Source organism: Flavisolibacter nicotianae (assembly GCF_003628535.1).
Classification (GTDB): domain Bacteria; phylum Bacteroidota; class Bacteroidia; order Chitinophagales; family Chitinophagaceae; genus Flavisolibacter; species Flavisolibacter nicotianae.
In genome coordinates this window covers 291,906-308,150 of record NZ_RBCI01000002.1, presented here as the reverse complement: position 1 = coordinate 308,150, position 16,245 = coordinate 291,906, and the positions used below count along the sequence as shown (strand labels likewise).

Genomic DNA, 16,245 nt, shown 5'->3' with positions numbered 1-16,245 from the left:
GTTGTTTTAACAGGCAAATTCTCTGATGCCAAAGCCTCTGCCGGCACCTGAATGAAATGGATTTTCTCATATCTAAACATGAAATATGAAAAATCATCGAACCGTTCAACAGGATGTTCCCCAATCGCATTCTGCAGCCCTTCCGCTAACACGCCTGTTCATTCTCACCATCCTGGTGCTTGGCACGACCGTATGTTATCCACAACCCAATTTCCACTGGGCAAAGCAATTGAATGCAACAGGCCAGGAATTTAGCAAATCCATCGGTGCCGACTCATTTGGAAACGTCTACGTAAGCGGTTATTTCTCCGGTACGATGGACGTGGATCCCGGCCCCCGAACGTTCACTCTTACCGCTGCCGGATTTGCCGATGCGTTCATCGCCAAACTGGATTCTTCCGGCAACCTCCTATGGGCCAAACAGATTGGTGGCAAGGACACGACTTCTGATTATATGCAAAATGCACACAATGGCGACTTTGCCTTTGATTTAGCTGTCGATCCTTTAGGAAACGCCTACCTCACGGGAAAATTTGCCGATACCGTTGACTTTAATCCGGGAGCAGATAGCTACAATCTTATTTCTGCCGGCTCGGGTGACATTTTTATTCTGAAGCTGGACTCCGCAGGAAATTTTGTTTGGGCAAAAAAAATAGGCGGCCCCCTCGACGATGGCGGTGCTGCCATTGCATTGGATGGATCAGGGTACATTTATACAACGGGTCACTTTACAGAAAGCGTTGATTTTAATCCCAACCAGGGCACGTCCTACCTGCAGTCTCGCGGCGGCCCGGATGTTTTTGTTTCCAAACTTGATACGGCAGGCAATTTCGTCTGGGCAATTCGCACTGGCGGCCGCTCGTATGATATGAGCTATTCGATTGCCGTCGATTCTGCTGGCAACAGCTATACAACGGGGGGCTTTAATGGAACAACCGATTTTGGGCTTGTCGCTTATGGTTCAATGGCCGGGGTTAGCCCTACGAGTGACATTTTCGTTTTCAAGTTGAATAGCGCTGGCAGCCTTGTATGGGCAAGAGGATTTGGCGGTGCCTCGGATGAATTTGGATGTTCGCTGGCCGTTGATCAAGCTGGAAATGCGTTTGTGACCGGACGGTTTCAAGGCACGGTTGACTTCGACCCGTTTGGCAGTCATGTTTATTTGACGACAATGGGAAACAGTGCCATGTTTGTTTTAAAGTTGGACAACAATGGGCACCTTGTATGGGCTAAAGCCACCGGTGGTTTTAGCTATGAAAACGGCCGGTCAATCACCCTGGATCAATCGGCAAATATTTACTTGACAGGAAGTTTTGTTGACACAGAAGACTTTGATCCTGGCCCAGGCACCTACTTGCTTACGGCATTTGAAACTCCGAATGGTGTTAGTGGTCATTATGATATTTTCGTTTCCAAACTTGATTCTGCGGGAAATTTCCGCTGGGCTAAAAATATGGGTGGTACCTCGTCAGACTTTGGAACAGCCCTAATATTGGATGCGTTTGGTAATATTTATGCAACCGGGGAATTTGCTGTCGCAGCAGATTTAGATCCCGGTCCAGCCACCTTTATTCTCACAGCGGGTACCGGCAATGCTGCTGTGTTTATCTCCAAGTTCAACGAAGCTTCTTCTGGGCCTTTACCTCTTACGCTACTGCAATTTTCTGTTACGCAACAAAGCGCTGCAAATTACCTTGTCTGGCAAACGGCAAACGAACTAAACACGCAGGCATTTATCATTGAACGAGGCACCAACGGCATCAATTTTACAAACATTGACTCCGTGCCTGCGGCCGGCAACAGTACAGGGCCGAAATCGTATTCGTTCACCGATGCCAACCCGCTTACCGGCACCAGCTTTTACCGACTGAAAATGAACGATAACGACGGGGCCTTCACCTACAGTCGTACCGTTGCAGTAAAAAGAAGTGAAACAACAAAAGCATTGCAACTCTTTCCCAATCCCACAACAGGGCAGTTGTACATCCAGTCTTTTACAGGGAACGGAACGGCTACCCTACGAATCGTTGATGCAGCCGGAAGGATCGTGAGACAGCAAAATGAAGTAGTCAAAGACAACACCGCTTTTGCAATCGACGTGCACGCCTTGCCCAACGGCACCTATTTGCTGGAATTGCGTTGCAATGGAAAAACAGAAAGTTTGCCTTTTCAGAAGCGCTAACCCGGCAAAGGCAAGGGCGGCAAACAACGCCGTGTTATGCCAGTTTGAAATGGAAGGAGAGCACTGGCTGCAGACGGGCCTTATTTCCGGAAAAGGAAGGAAACGACATATTTTGAAGGTCCAGGCTCAAGGTAGCAGCTTTGGCTTTGTTTCGTGCCCCTTTGTTGATGAGATTAATCCTGACGATCGTATAACCGGTGCTCCCTGCCAATATCGCACCCACCAGGCCTTTTTCCGAAAGAGCATCATCAGGAAACGTAAGAAAGTAAAGACAGGCGAGTGCCACAGGAATTCCCGTTCCAACCATAAACCACCCCACGCTCTTTTGTGCCCAGCTTTTATTTAACAATTGCTCCCTGGAAGGAAAACGGGTAGTATCTGAACCCTGGCTTTATGCTGCAGAAAAAGCAAAAAGACAAATCAGGACCAAAATGACTTTTTTCAAACCGGTGGTTTTAGAGTCTGCAAGTCCCCCGTTCATTCCACCGGCCACTTTTCCCATACGCAAACAGAGGAATACAGGCCATCGACAAAGGAAGTTAAAAACCTTAACGATAAATGACAAATCCCTAACTTCAAACTAAACTATTTTTGCCCGATGAATCGCAAACAGGAAGTCCTCCAGGACGTCGTAATAAAATTCGCCGGTGACAGTGGTGATGGCATGCAGCTCACCGGTACACAATTCACCAACAACACGGCGCTTTTGGGTGCCGACCTTTCCACCTTTCCCGATTTCCCCGCCGAGATCAGGGCGCCGCAGGGCACACTGCCCGGGGTGAGCGGCTACCAGCTTCGTTTTTCCAGTGAGAGCATTCATACTCCCGGCGACCATTGGGATGTGCTGGTGGCCATGAACGCCGCGGCACTGAAAACCAACCTGAAAAACCTGAAAAAAGGCGGAAAGATCATCGTCAACACCGATGGCTTCGACACCAAGAACCTGCGCCTTGCCAATTACCCCGACGGCGTCAACCCGATCGAGGACAATTCGCTGGACAATTACGAGGTCATTAAAATGGACGTGACCAAAATGACCCGTGAAGCCCTGAAGGATTTCCAGATGGGCACCAAGGAAAAAGACCGGGCAAAAAACATGTTCGTCCTGGGCTTTTTGTACTGGATGTACGACCGCGACATGGCCAACACCGAAAAATTCCTGCAGGAAAAATTCGGTAAAAAACCGGAGATTCTCGAAAGCAACCTGAAGGTGCTGCGGGCCGGTTACAATTACGGCGATACCACCGAAACGTTCACCACGCAATACAAGGTTGAAAAAGCAAAGATCAAAGCCGGCTCCTACCGCAGCATCATGGGCAACCAGGCATTGGCCTATGGGTTGATCGCCGCGTCGGTAAAAAGTGGCTTGCAGCTTTTCCTGGGCACTTATCCCATCACGCCGGCTTCCGACATTTTGCATGAACTGAGCAAGCACAAAAATTTTGGGGTCAAGACCTTCCAGGCCGAAGACGAGATTGCGGCCATCACCTCGGCCATCGGCGCCAGCTATGGCGGCCTCCTGGGTGTGACCACGACGTCCGGGCCGGGTATGGCGCTGAAAAGCGAAGCCATGGGACTGGCCATGATGCTGGAGATTCCGCTGCTGATCGTGGATGTGCAGCGCGGTGGCCCGTCAACGGGTCTGCCGACAAAAACGGAACAAAGCGACCTTCTGCAGGCATACTACGGACGGAACGGCGAAAGCCCGATGCCCGTGGTGGCCGCCTCCACGCCCAGCGATTGCTTTGAGGCCGTGTACGAAGCGGTGCGCATCTCGGTAGAGCACATGACACCGGTGATCTTTTTGAGCGATGGCTACATTGCCAACGGGGCCGAGCCCTGGCAGTATCCCAGCTCGGAAAACCTGCCGCCGATCCATGTGGAATTCAAAACGGAACTGGGACACAACGAAGCCAAATTCCAGCCCTACCAGCGCAACGAAAATGGCGTTCGCCCCTGGGCCCTGCCCGGCACGGCCGGACTGGAGCACCGCATCGGCGGACTGGAAAAAGAAAATATTACGGGCAACGTAAGCTACGACCCGGAGAACCACCAGCTGATGGTAAAGATTCGCCAGGAGAAAGTAGACAAGATCGCTTACAACATTCCCGAACAAACACTGGACAACGGCCCCGAAGAAGGCGATGTGCTGGTGCTGGGATGGGGCTCCACCTATGGCGTGATCAAAACAGCCGTGGAAGAATTGCTGCAGCAAGGCCACAGCGTGGCCCATGCGCACCTGCGCTATGTGCGGCCCTTCCCCCGCAACCTGGGCGATATGCTGAGGCGCTACAAAACCGTGCTGATTCCCGAGATCAACAACGGGCAACTGGTGAAGATCATCCGCGACCAGTACCTGGTGGATGCCAAAGCCTATAATAAGATCATGGGTGTACCCATCACAAAAACAGAACTGACAGAAGAAATCAAAAAGCATTTGCACCTCACGGCATCGCTATCTTAAAACGGCCTCCCCAAACCCCTCCAGGGAGGGGCTTTCCATCGCACAGACCCTTGCTTTTGCACAATACTTCAAAGCCTCCATTATACTTTAAGGTGGAGGCTTTTGCTGCCGTTGGCGCCCTTGAAAACGGCTTTTTCCTTTTGCCCCGGCGGGGCAATGTGTAAATAGAAAAAAAGTGTAGAGATTACAAAGCTGCGAAGGAGCGCCACATTTTATGGTATCAGCGACACAATAGCCATGAGGCTTCCGTTGCACAGTTTATCCTGACGAAGGAAGGGCTCCGTTCAACGTTCAGAACGTAACGGAACAAAGAAGGATGCCATCCCTTCGAGGGATGGCATCCTTCTCTATGAAAATACACCTTGCTAAAGCAGGCTTTGTGTGTTGGCCGTTACTTCAGGCTTGGATCATTGAACGTGTCGCCCTGCCGCAGGTCGCCGGACTGGTAGCCTTTTTTAAGCCAGTACATCCGCTGCGCCGATGTGCCGTGGGTAAACGACTCCGGCACCACATAACCTCTTGCCTGCTTTTGCAGGCGGTCGTCACCAATGGCGTTGGCGGCCGTTAGCGCTTCTTCAATATCACCGGCTTCGAGCAAACCCTGGCCCTGTATATAGTGAGCCCACACACCGGCGTAGTAGTCGGCCTGCAGTTCCAGTTTCACGGAATACTTGTTGTACTCACCTTCCGACACCTGCTGCCGTAACTGTGCCATCTTCTCCGAAGTGCCAAGAAGGTTTTGGATATGGTGTCCCACTTCATGCGCAATCACATAGGCCATGGCAAAATCACCCGACGCACCAAAACGGTTGCTCAGTTCATCAAAAAAAGACAGGTCAACATAAAGCTTGGCATCGCCGGGACAGTAAAACGGCCCGGTTGCGCTGCTGGCATTGCCGCAGGCCGATTGCACCGCATCGGTAAAAAGCACCAGCGTAGGATCCTGGTAATTGATATTGGCTTGCTCCGGCAATACTTTCTGCCAAACGGTCTCCGTCGTGTGCAATACCTTTTTTGAGAAGCTCGCCAGCTTGTCCTGTTCGGCCTTTTCTTCCGGTGACAATTGCCGTGTCTGTTGGCCGGTATTGATCGGCAGTTGCGATGGATCGACATTACCGCCGGTAAATAAATTAAACAACAAGACAATCACGCCGATAATGCCCCCGCCTACAGCAATTCCGCCACCGCCGATCCCGCGGCGATCTTCTACGTTCCCGCTTTCCTGTTCGCCTTGCAAACGCATAGAATAAGTTTTATATCAAGTCAGGTAAAAAAAATGTGCCGTACCACGAAAGGGAAATAGTGAATGCGGCAACGCGACGCTTCCGTTCACAACAGGAAATAGACTTTACTTTGCGTTTCAACTTTCCCAACAATGAAATCCTTCTCTACTCTTTTTACAGTAGTGCTCCTGTTCACGCTTTCCGCCTGTAAAACAACCCAACCCAACGGCAAAGGAAAAGACGACCACAAACTCACGATGACCTTTCTGCAGATCAATGATGTGTATGAAATTGCACCGTTGAGCGGTGGCCGTGAGGGCGGTATTGCCCGTGTGGCCACGCTGAAAAAACAATACAGGCAACAAAACAGCAACACCTTCCTCGTGATCGCCGGTGACTTCCTGAGTCCCTCTGTGTACAACAGCCTGCAATACCAGGGCAAGGCCGTTCGCGGCCGGCAGATGGTGGATGCGCTGAACACGGCAGGACTTGACATCGCCATGTTTGGCAACCACGAATTCGACATCAGGGAAGCCGAACTGCAGGACCGGATCAACGAATCCCGCTTTCAATGGATCTCTACCAATTCATTTCATAAGACCGGCAATGGCACTGCTCCTTTTGTGAAAAACGGCACCGGTGCCTTTCCCACCACCCGCATCCTGCAGTTAACCGATGCCGACGGTACAAAGGCAAGGATCGGCCTCCTGGCGGTTACCCTTCCATTTAACAAAGCCGACTATGTAAGTTATACCGATCCCCTGCAGGCAGCAAAAGAAGCGTACAACCGCCTGAAAGATTCCGTTGATGCCGTGGTAGCCATCACCCACCAGTCGATGGAAGAAGACGAACGGCTGGCAAGAGAGCTACCGGGCCTTGCCGCCATCATCGGTGGACACGAACACGACGGCCGCTTTGCCCGGATCGGCAAGCTGCCCATCACCAAGGCGCTGGCCAATGCCAAGAATGCCTACGTAGTGACCCTGCAGGTCAATACCAAAAAGAAAAAGCACAACGTCAAAACAAGCCTGGTGGCACTCAACGAAACAATGCCGCTCGACAGCGCCACCAACGACGTGGTGCAGAAGTGGAACCGCATTGCCGAAGAAAATTACAGCTCGCTGGGATTCGATGCCAAAGCCGTTGTGATCAGCAAAGGCGAACCGCTGGAAGGAAGAGAAACGGAAGTGCGCAGTCATTCAACCAACTTAACGCGTCTTATTGTCGCTGCCATGAAAGAGGCTGTACCGCAGGCGGATGTTGTTGTCCTCAACGGCGGCTCCATTCGGGTGGACGACGTGGTGCAACTGCCCGTTTCGCAGTACGATATTTTGCGCAGCCTGCCTTTTGGCGGTGCCATCAGCGAAGCCGACCTGAAAGGCAGCCTGGTGATTCGCCTGCTGGAAGCGGGGCGGGCCAACAAAGGCATCGGCGGCTTTTTGCACTACAACGAAAACCTGCAGTTCGATCAAAACACCAACGCCTGGCTGCTCAACGGCAAAGCCATTGATGCCGGGAAAATTTACCATGTGGCTATGCCCGAATTTTTGCTCTCCGGCAAGGAGGCCAATATGGATTTTCTCCAGCCCAAAAACCCGGACGTGGTGAAAGTATACCCGGCCGCTTCGGGCAAAACCGATCCCCGCACCGATGTTCGCCTCGCCCTGGTGCAATACCTGCAAAAGAACAGCAGCCGGTTTTTGAATCCCTGAAAAACTGTTTTCGAAAAGGGCCGGTTGAAAGACCGGCTTTTTTAGGATCGGTTGGTCAAGCAGCCAGGTGCCAAGGCTCGGGCAAAGTGCTTTTGCCTATTTTAGCGCAAACTCCACGTTATGCGACATGTGCTTTTCGTCCTGGCTTTCACTGCCGTTTTTTTGGCTTCCTGCACCAACAGCTCCAACACTCATACAGCGGGCATCGACTCGGCCGGGCAAGGCGGCGATTCGGCAGCCCGTGTGGACGGTCACCCGGCCTGGATTGCACAGGGAAATATTTACGAGGTCAATGTTCGGCAGTATACCCCCGAAGGAACGTTCAGGGCCTTTGAACCCTCGCTGCAACGCCTGAAAGATATGGGTGTGCAAACCCTGTGGTTCATGCCCCTCAATCCCATTTCCAAAACAGCCCGCAAAGGAGCACTGGGCAGCTACTATGCCGTGTCCGACTATGACGCAATCAACCCGGAATTCGGTACTATGGACGACTGGAAAGCCCTTGTCAAAAAAGCACACGACATGGGCTTCAAGGTCATCATCGACTGGGTGCCCAACCACACCGGCGCCGATCATCGCTGGCTGACGGCACATCCCGATTTTTTTGTGAAAGACAGCGCGGGCAAGCCGGCGGTGGCCTTCGACTGGGACGACGTACGCCAGCTGGATTACAAAAACCCTGTGATGCAGGATAGCATGATCGCTGCGATGAAATACTGGATCACCGAATCGGATGTGGACGGGTTTCGCTGCGACGTGGCCTGGAACGTTCCGGGAGATTTTTGGAAGAAGTGCACGTCGCAGTTAAAAAACGCCAAGGCCAATCTGTTCTTCCTCGCCGAAGGCGACAAGCCTTACCTGCTGCAAAACGGCTTCGATGCCTTTTATCCCTGGGAGGCTTTTCACACCATGGTGGATGTAGCAGCCGGTAAAAAAACGGCCCTGTCACTGGACACCATCAAAGCCAAATACGACACGGCCTACCCGGCCAATGCCATTCCCATGTACTTTACCAGCAACCACGATGAGAATAGCTGGAACAAGGCCGACTACGCCACCATGCCCGGCGCCTCGCATGCACCCTTTGCCGTGTTTTCGCAAACCATGGCGCACACCGTTCCCCTGGTGTACAGCGGACAGGAAGAACCCTTTCTCGACAGCGTGAGCTTTTTTTATAAGGACACCATCACTTTCAGCAAACTGGGAAGGGCCGGCTTTTACAAAACCCTGCTCAACCTGCGAAAGCAAAACCCGGCCCTGGCCGTTGACGCCTCGTTCAAAAAACTGCACACCAGCAACGACAAAGCGGTCTACGCGTTTGAGCGGGAAAAGGGGGGCAACAAAGTGCTGGTGGTGCTCAACCTGTCCCGGAATCCGCAAAACTTTACCTGGACAGACCAGCCCTCCGAGAAAGAATGGAACAACGTGTTCAAAGGCGATAAGGAACCGGTCGACAAAGGTTTTGGCATCGAGCCCTGGGGCTATGCCGTGTATGTGAACAAGTGAAACGGCAAACGTGAAATATAAAATGTGAAAAGGAGTTCACTTTACCTTCGCGGCTTCCAATGTTTCACGTCTGATATCTGACGTTTGACCAAAAAGCAGAGCATGTACGATTCAATTTTAGATTTTCTAAATCCTGTGAACCGCTCCGAGATCAGTGGCGATGCGGGTTACAAAGAGGGCCAGGTGGGCAAGGCCATTAAAGTGTACGATGAAGAGTTCCCGGACCTGGATGATGTGGACGTTGTGCTGGTGGGTTGTACCGACCAGCGGGGTGCGGCCCTGCTGCACCCGAGTGGGGCGCCGCTTTCCATTCGCAGCGAGTTTTACAATCTTTTTTACTGGCACCAGGATGTTCGCCTGGCCGACATCGGCGATGTGAAAACAGGAAAAGCCAACACCGATACGTACGCGGCGCTGAAGATGGTGATCCACGAACTGCAGCAGGCGAATAAAACGGTGATCGTGCTGGGCGGTTCACACGACCTTACGCTGGCACAGTACCATGCCTTTGCCGAAGACAAAAAAGCCATCGATGCCGTTGGCGTGGATGCCCTGATCGACATCAACCTGGAGTCACCCTTCCGTGCCGAGAATTTTTTGATGGAGCTGCTGACGGCCGAGCCCAACTTCATGCAGCACTACAACCACATCGGCTTTCAAAGCTACTATGTGCATCCCCGCATGTTGGAAACCATGGACAAGCTGCGCTTTGATTGTTTCCGGGTGGGCACGGTAAAAGAACACATCGAAGAAATGGAGCCGGTGATCCGTAACTGCAGCATCATGTCGTTCGACATTTCGGCCATTGCCCGGTCGTTTGCACCCGCCAACCATGTTACCCCCAATGGCCTGAACGGCGAGGAGGCCTGTGTGTTGATGCAATACGCCGGCATGAGTCCCAACCTCACCAGCATTGGCCTTTACGGCTATCGTCCGGAGCAGGACGTGGAGCACCTGACGGCCAAACAAATCAGCCAGATGCTCTGGTATTTTCTCGACGGCTTTAGCCGCAACAAGCGGGAAGCCAAGCTGGAGGAAAGGGATTTGTTCAACGAGTTTCACCTGGCCCTCTCGGAAGTGGATACCGTGTTTTTGCAAAGTAAAAAAACCGGCCGCTGGTGGATGCAGTTGCCCGACAAGCAGTTCATTGCCTGCTCGTACAAGGACTACCTGGCCGCCGGCAACAACGAGCTTCCCGAACGCTGGCTGCGGGCCCAGGAAAGGCCGTGACACCTCACCCCGGCCCTCTCCTCAAGGAGAGGGAGCGCCAAACACAGATCCTTGCCTTTGCACGATACAACGAAGCCTCCATCAGTCATTTTGATGGAGGCTTTTGCTGCCGTTGGGCGTTCCTGCCAACGGCTTTTCCCTCTTGCCCCGGAGGGGCATCGTGTTAATAGAAAAAGTTCATAGAAGAGACAACTTAGCTCCGCAGGAGCGACATATTTTTTTGTTACCAGCAACAGAATATCTATTTGACTTCCGTTGCGTCGCACACTTGTCCGTTCTGAACATTGCTGGTCAGGGGCGCCATCCATTCCTGACAACGTTTCAATTTGAAATAAGTTCTAAGCAATCCAGCCCCGCTCCATTGCCTGTAGCTGATTCCCCCTTGACACTACAGGTCTCCCAGTTGCGGACGAAGCACAATATCTTCCACGACCGCCTGGGGCGAAAGTTGCGTGGCGGCAAAGATCATTTTTGTAATATCCTCCGTTTCCATGATCCGGCTTTCGGCCACACCACTGCCTTTCCAACTGTCGGTGTACACGGCACCGGGAATGACGGCCGTTACTTTAATGCCGTGCTCTTTCAGTTCTGCCCGCAAGTTGCGGGTAAAGCCAAGCAAGGCATATTTGCTGATGCCGTAGGCGCCGCCGCCGGGATAGGCCGCGAGGCTGGCAATGGAACAGATCGTAAAAATATGCCCGCTTTTTTGCGCCTTCATTTTTGGGAGGATGGCCCGTGTGGTATGGTAGGCACTAAAAAGATTGACGCCCAGCATTTCCTCCAGGGCGCCGTCGGGCTCGTCGGAGACATTGCCCTGGATAAACGTACCGGTGTTGTTGATGAGCACATCAACCGAATCGGTATTGTTCAGCACCCATTCACCAAATAGCTTGGCGCCGGTTTTTTGTCCCAGGTCGAGCGCCTTGCCATCAATGGAAACAGCAGGGAAAGCCGCCTTGAGTTCTTCGATGGTTGCCAGCAAATGGCTTTCGGTTTTGGAACAGAGAAACAAATTGTAGCCATGCAGGGCAAAGATTTGGGCCAGGGCTTTTCCAATTCCGCGGGACGCACCGGTAATGACGGCATTCATATTGGCAAGGGTTTAGTTTGTTTGAAAAAGGCAAAAGTAAAAATTCAAAAAGCATCTTAACCAGGATGACTTATTACTTTTGACTTTTGAATTTTTATTTTGAGATACAAACACCTGTTTTTCGACCTCGATCATACACTTTGGGATTTTGACGCCAATGCCCGCATGACGTTGCAACAACTGCACGTTGACCTGCACCTGCCGGAGAAAGGCATTCACGATTTTGATCTCTTCTATCGAAATTACCTGGCACACAACGACCGGTTATGGGCCGCATACCGCACGGGCAACATCCGGCAGGACGAGCTGCGCCTCAAGCGCATGTGGCTATCCCTGCTCGATTTCAATATCGACGATGAAGAGCTGGCACAGCAGATGAATGAACTGTTTTTGCAACTGCTGCCCACCCGCACCATACTTTTTCCCGACACCATCGAGGTGCTGCGCTACCTGGAAGAAAAAGGCTACCGTCTGCACCTCATCACCAATGGCTTTGAAGAAACCCAGCATGCCAAGCTGCAAAGCTCCGGCCTTGCGCCTTTTTTTAAAGTGGTTGTCACATCGGAAGGAAGCAACAGCCTCAAACCCCAAAAAGAAATTTTCGAGTACGCGTTGAACCTGACCGGCGCCGCCGTGGAAGAAAGCCTGATGATCGGCGACACCCTGGATGTGGATATTGCAGGCGCCTTTACCGTGGGCATGGATGCCGTGCATGTCAACTACAACCGCGTGGCGCAGGACATTCAGCCCACCTACACCATTTACCATTTGAATGAACTGAAAGATTTGCTGTAAAATATTCCGGCAAAAAAAGATGGGATTTTGTGCACAGGCAAAAAATTAAAAAGGTGCTTGCGCACCTGCTTTATCTGCCGAATACCATTTTGCTGTAAAACAAAAAGTCCCGCCGGCAGCGGGACTTCATGTCAATAGCAGGCTACCGACAGCGACCGCGAACAATGCGAACGTTTGTACGTGCATTCTTTCCGGGCCTCTTTTTTGGCATTGACTTTTTTGCTGCTGTTCAGCACCGTGGCAGTCACCACGGCGGCTGTGAGGAAAAGCGCAATAAAAACGAGTAAGTATTTTTTCATAACCCGTTATTTGAATAAGTAAGGTAGGAAATTTAATCCGCTCTGCTTACCATTTTCCCAGCACCGTTACACCGCCTTTCACCTTCTGGTTGATCTTCACGTCGATCTTTGTACCAAGCGGCAACAGGAGGTCCACACGGGAGCCAAACTTGATAAAGCCCATCTCCTCGCCCATCTCTACTTTGTCGCCGGGCTTCAGGTAATTGACAATGCGTTTGGCCAGCGCACCGGCGATCTGCTTCACCAGCATTTCCTTTCCGTCCTGCTTGTACACCACCGAGTGGCGCTCATTCTCGGTAGATGATTTGGGATGCCAGGCAACCAGGTATTTTCCCTTGTGGTATTGACTGTACATCACATCGCCGCTCACCGGGTTGCGGTTCACGTGCACATTCAGCGGGCTCATAAAAATGGAAAGCTGCAGGCGGCGGTCGGTGAAATATTCATCAGCATCCACTTCTTCAATCACCACCACGGTTCCATCGCAGGGGGCAACGATCAGGTCGTCGCCGCTTGCATGGGAGCGGGCAGGAATGCGGAAAAATGAAATGATAAACAGGAACAATGCAATGATCACGGCAATTGTCAGCCAGCCGAGAACGGGGTAAGATGGCAAGACGAACAGCACCGTCGGTACAATGACGAGGGCGGCAACAACAGCGGCAACCAAAATGGATCCGAAACCTTCTTTGTGAATTTTCATAATAACAGTCAGCAAAAGTAGGAAAGATTAGCGAGGCACGAACGGCTTGCGCCGCTTCAGGCAAGGGCCGCGGCCAGCAGGCGGGAAACTTCCGCAGCTTTTGTCCACACCATGAAGTGCGAACCGTTTTTCACCACGGCAGTGGGCCGTGTATAATGGATGGGCAGGATCTTGTCTTTTTCGCCGTGGATATGATAAAGATGGTGTGGCCTTGCCTTGCCGTTCCAGTTGAGAATGGCGCCGATACTCCATTTCACAAACCGGGCATCGGAGCGGGTGATGATGTAGTCCATGATGCGCTTTTCGTTTTTGCTTTTGGCCCCAAAGAAAAAATGGGCAAACACATTGGGATGGTTGAACAGGAAAGCCGGGATGATCCGGTGGATGTGGGTCAGGCGGGCAAACTTCAGCAGCGGGGGAAATTCGGCCGGCGACCCCAGGCTGGAGATCAGGATCGTTTTTGCGGGACGGATATATTGCGTCATGGCGGTGGCAATCATTCCGCCCATCGACAGGCCTACCAGGGCAAACGGACGGCTGGTATCGACATGTGCTGCCAATCGCCTGGCGTAGCTTTCCAGGCTTTCGTTCTTTTCGTTTTTGATCCAGTCCAGGTGATGAATACGGTAGCGCTCCGGAAGCCTGATTTTTTCAAACGCCTGCCTGTCGGCGCCCAATCCGCTGATAAAATACACATTCATTCTTTTGCCTTGATCCATCCGATAAACGATACAATTGTCCAGGTGCCTTCGAGCACAAAAAACGGCCAGTATTGAATCAGGTACGAGGCAAAGCAGGTCATGGCCGCCCCAATGGTGTTCAGGGCAAAAAAGACGCGGCTCTGCGACGACATCCACCGAAATGTACTACAGAAATAGGCAACCAGAATCAGGAATACGCCAACTGTGCCAATCCAATCGCTTGTGCTCATGTATTTGTTTTGTTTGTTCTATTGAATGCGGTGCCAGTTTATCCGCGGATAGCGTTTCGCACAACCGGGTCCAAAGGAGAAACAGCCGGATCGAAAAAATGCGTCAGCAGGCCTTCTTCGTTGATCAGGTATTTGGAAAAATTCCAGGTTGGCGCCTGGCTGTTCCAGCCGTTCAGCGAAGGAGTGGTGAGCCATCGATAAACGGGGTGCTGCGCATTGTTTTTCACCACAACGGCTTTTTGGGCGAGGGGAAATTCCACGCCATAATTGACGGAACAAAAGCGGGCAATTTCCGCATCGCTTCCTGTTTCCTGTGCTTTAAAATCATTCGCGGGGAATGCGATGATCGCAAGATTGTTTTTGGCCAGCGCATACAATTGTTGCAGGTCTGCATATTGGGCAGTATAGCCGCAGTCGCTGGCCGTGTTGACCAGCAGCACTTTTTTCCCCTTCAAGGATTCGAAGGAAAGCGGCCGGCCGTTGTTGAGCACTGCAGAGAGCGAATAAAAGGAAACCGGCGCTGCTGTTTTGTTTTCATTGTGCAACAGTTTATCTCCCGTGCTTTTTTTTCGTCCCCACATCAACAGCGGATAAAGCCATTTCAAAATCGTTTGCCTGATCGTCATCGTTTATGATTTACCTGTCACCTGCGAAATTAGGACCAGATTAAAGCAATGGACTTTCTCAGATGCCCGGATGTACACAGAACACAGCCATCTGTATTTACCGGTGCCATCCGTCAGAAAATAAAACGTCCCGCCGCCTGGCAGGACGCTGCACTTTAAAAAACAATTTATTTAAACGAGAACGGCACTGTCACCATGGCTTCATCCCAGGCCATGATCATATCCGCGCCGTTGGTCGATTTGTTAAACGAAAGAGTAAATGGTTCAACCACCGTTGGACTTTTTTGCACCGGCACATCCACCCGCAGCACGTCTTTTTTCTGGTCGTACTTGAAAGCGCCCCAGATGTCCGTGTCTTTGTTGAAGATGATGGTCCACTGGGTCTCCGTCGGTATCGCATACAAGGTGTAACGGCCTTTCGGCAATTTCTTATCCTTCACCTTTACATCGCGGTACAGCTCCAGTTCTGTTGCTTCGTTGGCACCCAGTCGCCACACCTGCCCGTATTCGACCAGGCCACCAAAAATGGTTCTTCCTTCTTTTTGCGGACGGCTGTAAATCACCCGGGCCACCAATGGCTCATTTGCTTTGTCCTGGATGCGCAGCACGGGATAATTGGCGGGATAGTAACTCATGTCCATGGGCGACTTGTCGAGCACCGGCAATTTAAACGCAGGAGACGTTTGACCAGTTGTCGTTGTGTTCACGGATGTTTGCGCAAAACCCACTTGCGCAAGCAGCAAAAGGCAACAGAATAGGATTTTATTCATTCGAGTGGATTTTAGGCGACAAAGCTAACTATCGGCCACGTTTATCAACCTTAAAATTCGGGAGAAAGTCTGTCCAGTGCCTGTTTTGCCATTTGTTTAACATCGGGAAAAAGGGCTTCGTAGCACTGCTTCAATTCTGCGTAGTGGGCAAGAAAAAGCGCAAAGGCCGTTTCACTGTCGCGGATGAAGCTGGCCCGCCGCACCAGTCCGCGCAGGCTCTTGCGGATGCCATCGGGTGTACGGTAATGATACAACCAGTTCTCCTGCTTCATGTAGGTAAGCACCGGCAAAAAACGAAGCGGCAGGTGCACGGCTTCGTCTTCCAGTGTTTGATAAACACCAGTTGTAAATGCCAGCAAAGACGGGTCGGAAAAAACCGTTTCGTCGGTGGCGAGGTAATGGTCGTAAACGATATCGACGATGGGCCCACTGTACAAACGATAGTGAGGGCGGAAAATCTCTTTTGCTTTTGCAGTGGCAGCATGCGTATCGGTAAGGTTGTCGATGGCCCTGTGCAACTCGATTCCCTGCTGGACCGCTGCCGTATATCCTAATTTCTGCCGCCCTTTTACAAAGTCGGCGATCATATTTCCAACAAGCACGGAAGGCCTGTTGAACGACAGATACGCATGGGCGAGGTAGTTCATCCCGATAAAAGTACAATTCATACGACTTAACAATTTTGCAACCATTGTTAAGAGGCTTAACAGGACG

The 16,245-nt window shown here is 51.6% G+C and carries 16 protein-coding genes; 6 read left to right on the top strand and 10 right to left on the bottom strand.

The features are described from left to right. Window positions 1-85: 85 nt before the first annotated feature. Window positions 86-2,182 carry an SBBP repeat-containing protein gene (locus tag D6024_RS06345; RefSeq protein ID WP_121353757.1) on the top strand — a complete coding sequence of 699 codons (2,097 nt, stop codon included), beginning with the start codon at window positions 86-88 and terminating at the stop codon, window positions 2,180-2,182. Window positions 2,183-2,216: 34 nt separating this feature from the next. Here D6024_RS06345 and D6024_RS06340 read toward each other — a convergent pair whose 3' ends face one another. Continuing rightward, entirely contained in the window at window positions 2,217-2,489 is a 273-nt protein-coding gene (locus tag D6024_RS06340; protein ID WP_121353756.1) for a hypothetical protein, read from the bottom strand. 291 nt (window positions 2,490-2,780) lie between these two features. On the opposite strand from D6024_RS06340, the gene D6024_RS06335 reads away from it, so the two are divergent. Then, window positions 2,781-4,646 carry a 2-oxoacid:acceptor oxidoreductase subunit alpha gene (locus D6024_RS06335; RefSeq protein WP_121353755.1) on the top strand — a complete coding sequence of 622 codons (1,866 nt, stop codon included), beginning with the start codon at window positions 2,781-2,783 and terminating at the stop codon, window positions 4,644-4,646. A 391-nt stretch (window positions 4,647-5,037) separates the two neighbouring features. Here D6024_RS06335 and ypfJ read toward each other — a convergent pair whose 3' ends face one another. After that, window positions 5,038-5,889 (bottom strand): KPN_02809 family neutral zinc metallopeptidase, encoded by an 852-nt coding sequence (gene ypfJ, locus D6024_RS06330; protein ID WP_121353754.1) that lies wholly within the window; start codon window positions 5,887-5,889, stop codon window positions 5,038-5,040. A 132-nt stretch (window positions 5,890-6,021) separates the two neighbouring features. Between ypfJ and D6024_RS06325 the strand changes: the two genes are divergently transcribed. The 3 genes from D6024_RS06325 (at window position 6,022) to D6024_RS06315 (ending at window position 10,317) form a co-directional block, all read left to right on the top strand. Beyond that, window positions 6,022-7,581, top strand: coding sequence for a bifunctional metallophosphatase/5'-nucleotidase (locus tag D6024_RS06325; protein WP_121353753.1), 1,560 nt, complete (start codon window positions 6,022-6,024; stop codon window positions 7,579-7,581). Window positions 7,582-7,701: 120 nt separating this feature from the next. Beyond that, the gene (locus D6024_RS06320) at window positions 7,702-9,087 is read left to right on the top strand and encodes an alpha-amylase family glycosyl hydrolase (RefSeq protein WP_121353752.1); all 1,386 of its coding nucleotides are present in this window, start codon (window positions 7,702-7,704) and stop codon (window positions 9,085-9,087) included. A gap of 102 nt (window positions 9,088-9,189) precedes the next feature. Then, a complete protein-coding gene (locus D6024_RS06315) occupies window positions 9,190-10,317 on the top strand; it encodes a formimidoylglutamase (protein ID WP_121353751.1) in 1,128 nt (375 codons plus the stop codon). 388 nt (window positions 10,318-10,705) lie between these two features. Here the strand turns inward: D6024_RS06315 and D6024_RS06310 are convergent, their stop codons facing one another. After that, on the bottom strand, window positions 10,706-11,407 hold the full coding sequence (locus tag D6024_RS06310) for an SDR family NAD(P)-dependent oxidoreductase (RefSeq protein WP_121353750.1): 702 nt from the start codon (window positions 11,405-11,407) through the stop codon (window positions 10,706-10,708). 99 nt (window positions 11,408-11,506) lie between these two features. On the opposite strand from D6024_RS06310, the gene D6024_RS06305 reads away from it, so the two are divergent. After that, window positions 11,507-12,202, top strand: a complete 696-nt coding sequence (locus D6024_RS06305) for a YjjG family noncanonical pyrimidine nucleotidase (protein ID WP_121353749.1) — start codon at window positions 11,507-11,509, stop codon at window positions 12,200-12,202. A 131-nt stretch (window positions 12,203-12,333) separates the two neighbouring features. Here D6024_RS06305 and D6024_RS26570 read toward each other — a convergent pair whose 3' ends face one another. The 7 genes from D6024_RS26570 to D6024_RS06275 form a co-directional block, all read right to left on the bottom strand. After that, window positions 12,334-12,501, bottom strand: coding sequence for a hypothetical protein (locus D6024_RS26570; protein ID WP_162944590.1), 168 nt, complete (start codon window positions 12,499-12,501; stop codon window positions 12,334-12,336). Window positions 12,502-12,547: 46 nt separating this feature from the next. Further along, the gene (locus D6024_RS06300; protein ID WP_121353748.1) at window positions 12,548-13,204 is read right to left on the bottom strand and encodes a phosphatidylserine decarboxylase family protein; all 657 of its coding nucleotides are present in this window, start codon (window positions 13,202-13,204) and stop codon (window positions 12,548-12,550) included. Between the two features lie 56 nt (window positions 13,205-13,260). After that, window positions 13,261-13,905 (bottom strand): alpha/beta fold hydrolase, encoded by a 645-nt coding sequence (locus tag D6024_RS06295; protein ID WP_162944589.1) that lies wholly within the window; start codon window positions 13,903-13,905, stop codon window positions 13,261-13,263. Further along, window positions 13,902-14,135: a CBU_0592 family membrane protein gene (locus D6024_RS06290; protein WP_121353746.1), complete on the bottom strand. Its 234-nt coding sequence runs from the start codon at window positions 14,133-14,135 to the stop codon at window positions 13,902-13,904. The genes D6024_RS06295 and D6024_RS06290 overlap by 4 nt, the downstream gene beginning before the upstream one ends. 38 nt (window positions 14,136-14,173) lie before the next feature. After that, window positions 14,174-14,761 carry a glutathione peroxidase gene (locus D6024_RS06285; protein ID WP_121353745.1) on the bottom strand — a complete coding sequence of 196 codons (588 nt, stop codon included), beginning with the start codon at window positions 14,759-14,761 and terminating at the stop codon, window positions 14,174-14,176. A gap of 167 nt (window positions 14,762-14,928) precedes the next feature. Next, window positions 14,929-15,531, bottom strand: a complete 603-nt coding sequence (locus D6024_RS06280; protein WP_121353744.1) for a DUF2911 domain-containing protein — start codon at window positions 15,529-15,531, stop codon at window positions 14,929-14,931. Window positions 15,532-15,581: 50 nt separating this feature from the next. Then, the gene (locus D6024_RS06275) at window positions 15,582-16,199 is read right to left on the bottom strand and encodes an acyl carrier protein phosphodiesterase (RefSeq protein WP_240409972.1); all 618 of its coding nucleotides are present in this window, start codon (window positions 16,197-16,199) and stop codon (window positions 15,582-15,584) included. Window positions 16,200-16,245: the final 46 nt, after the last annotated feature.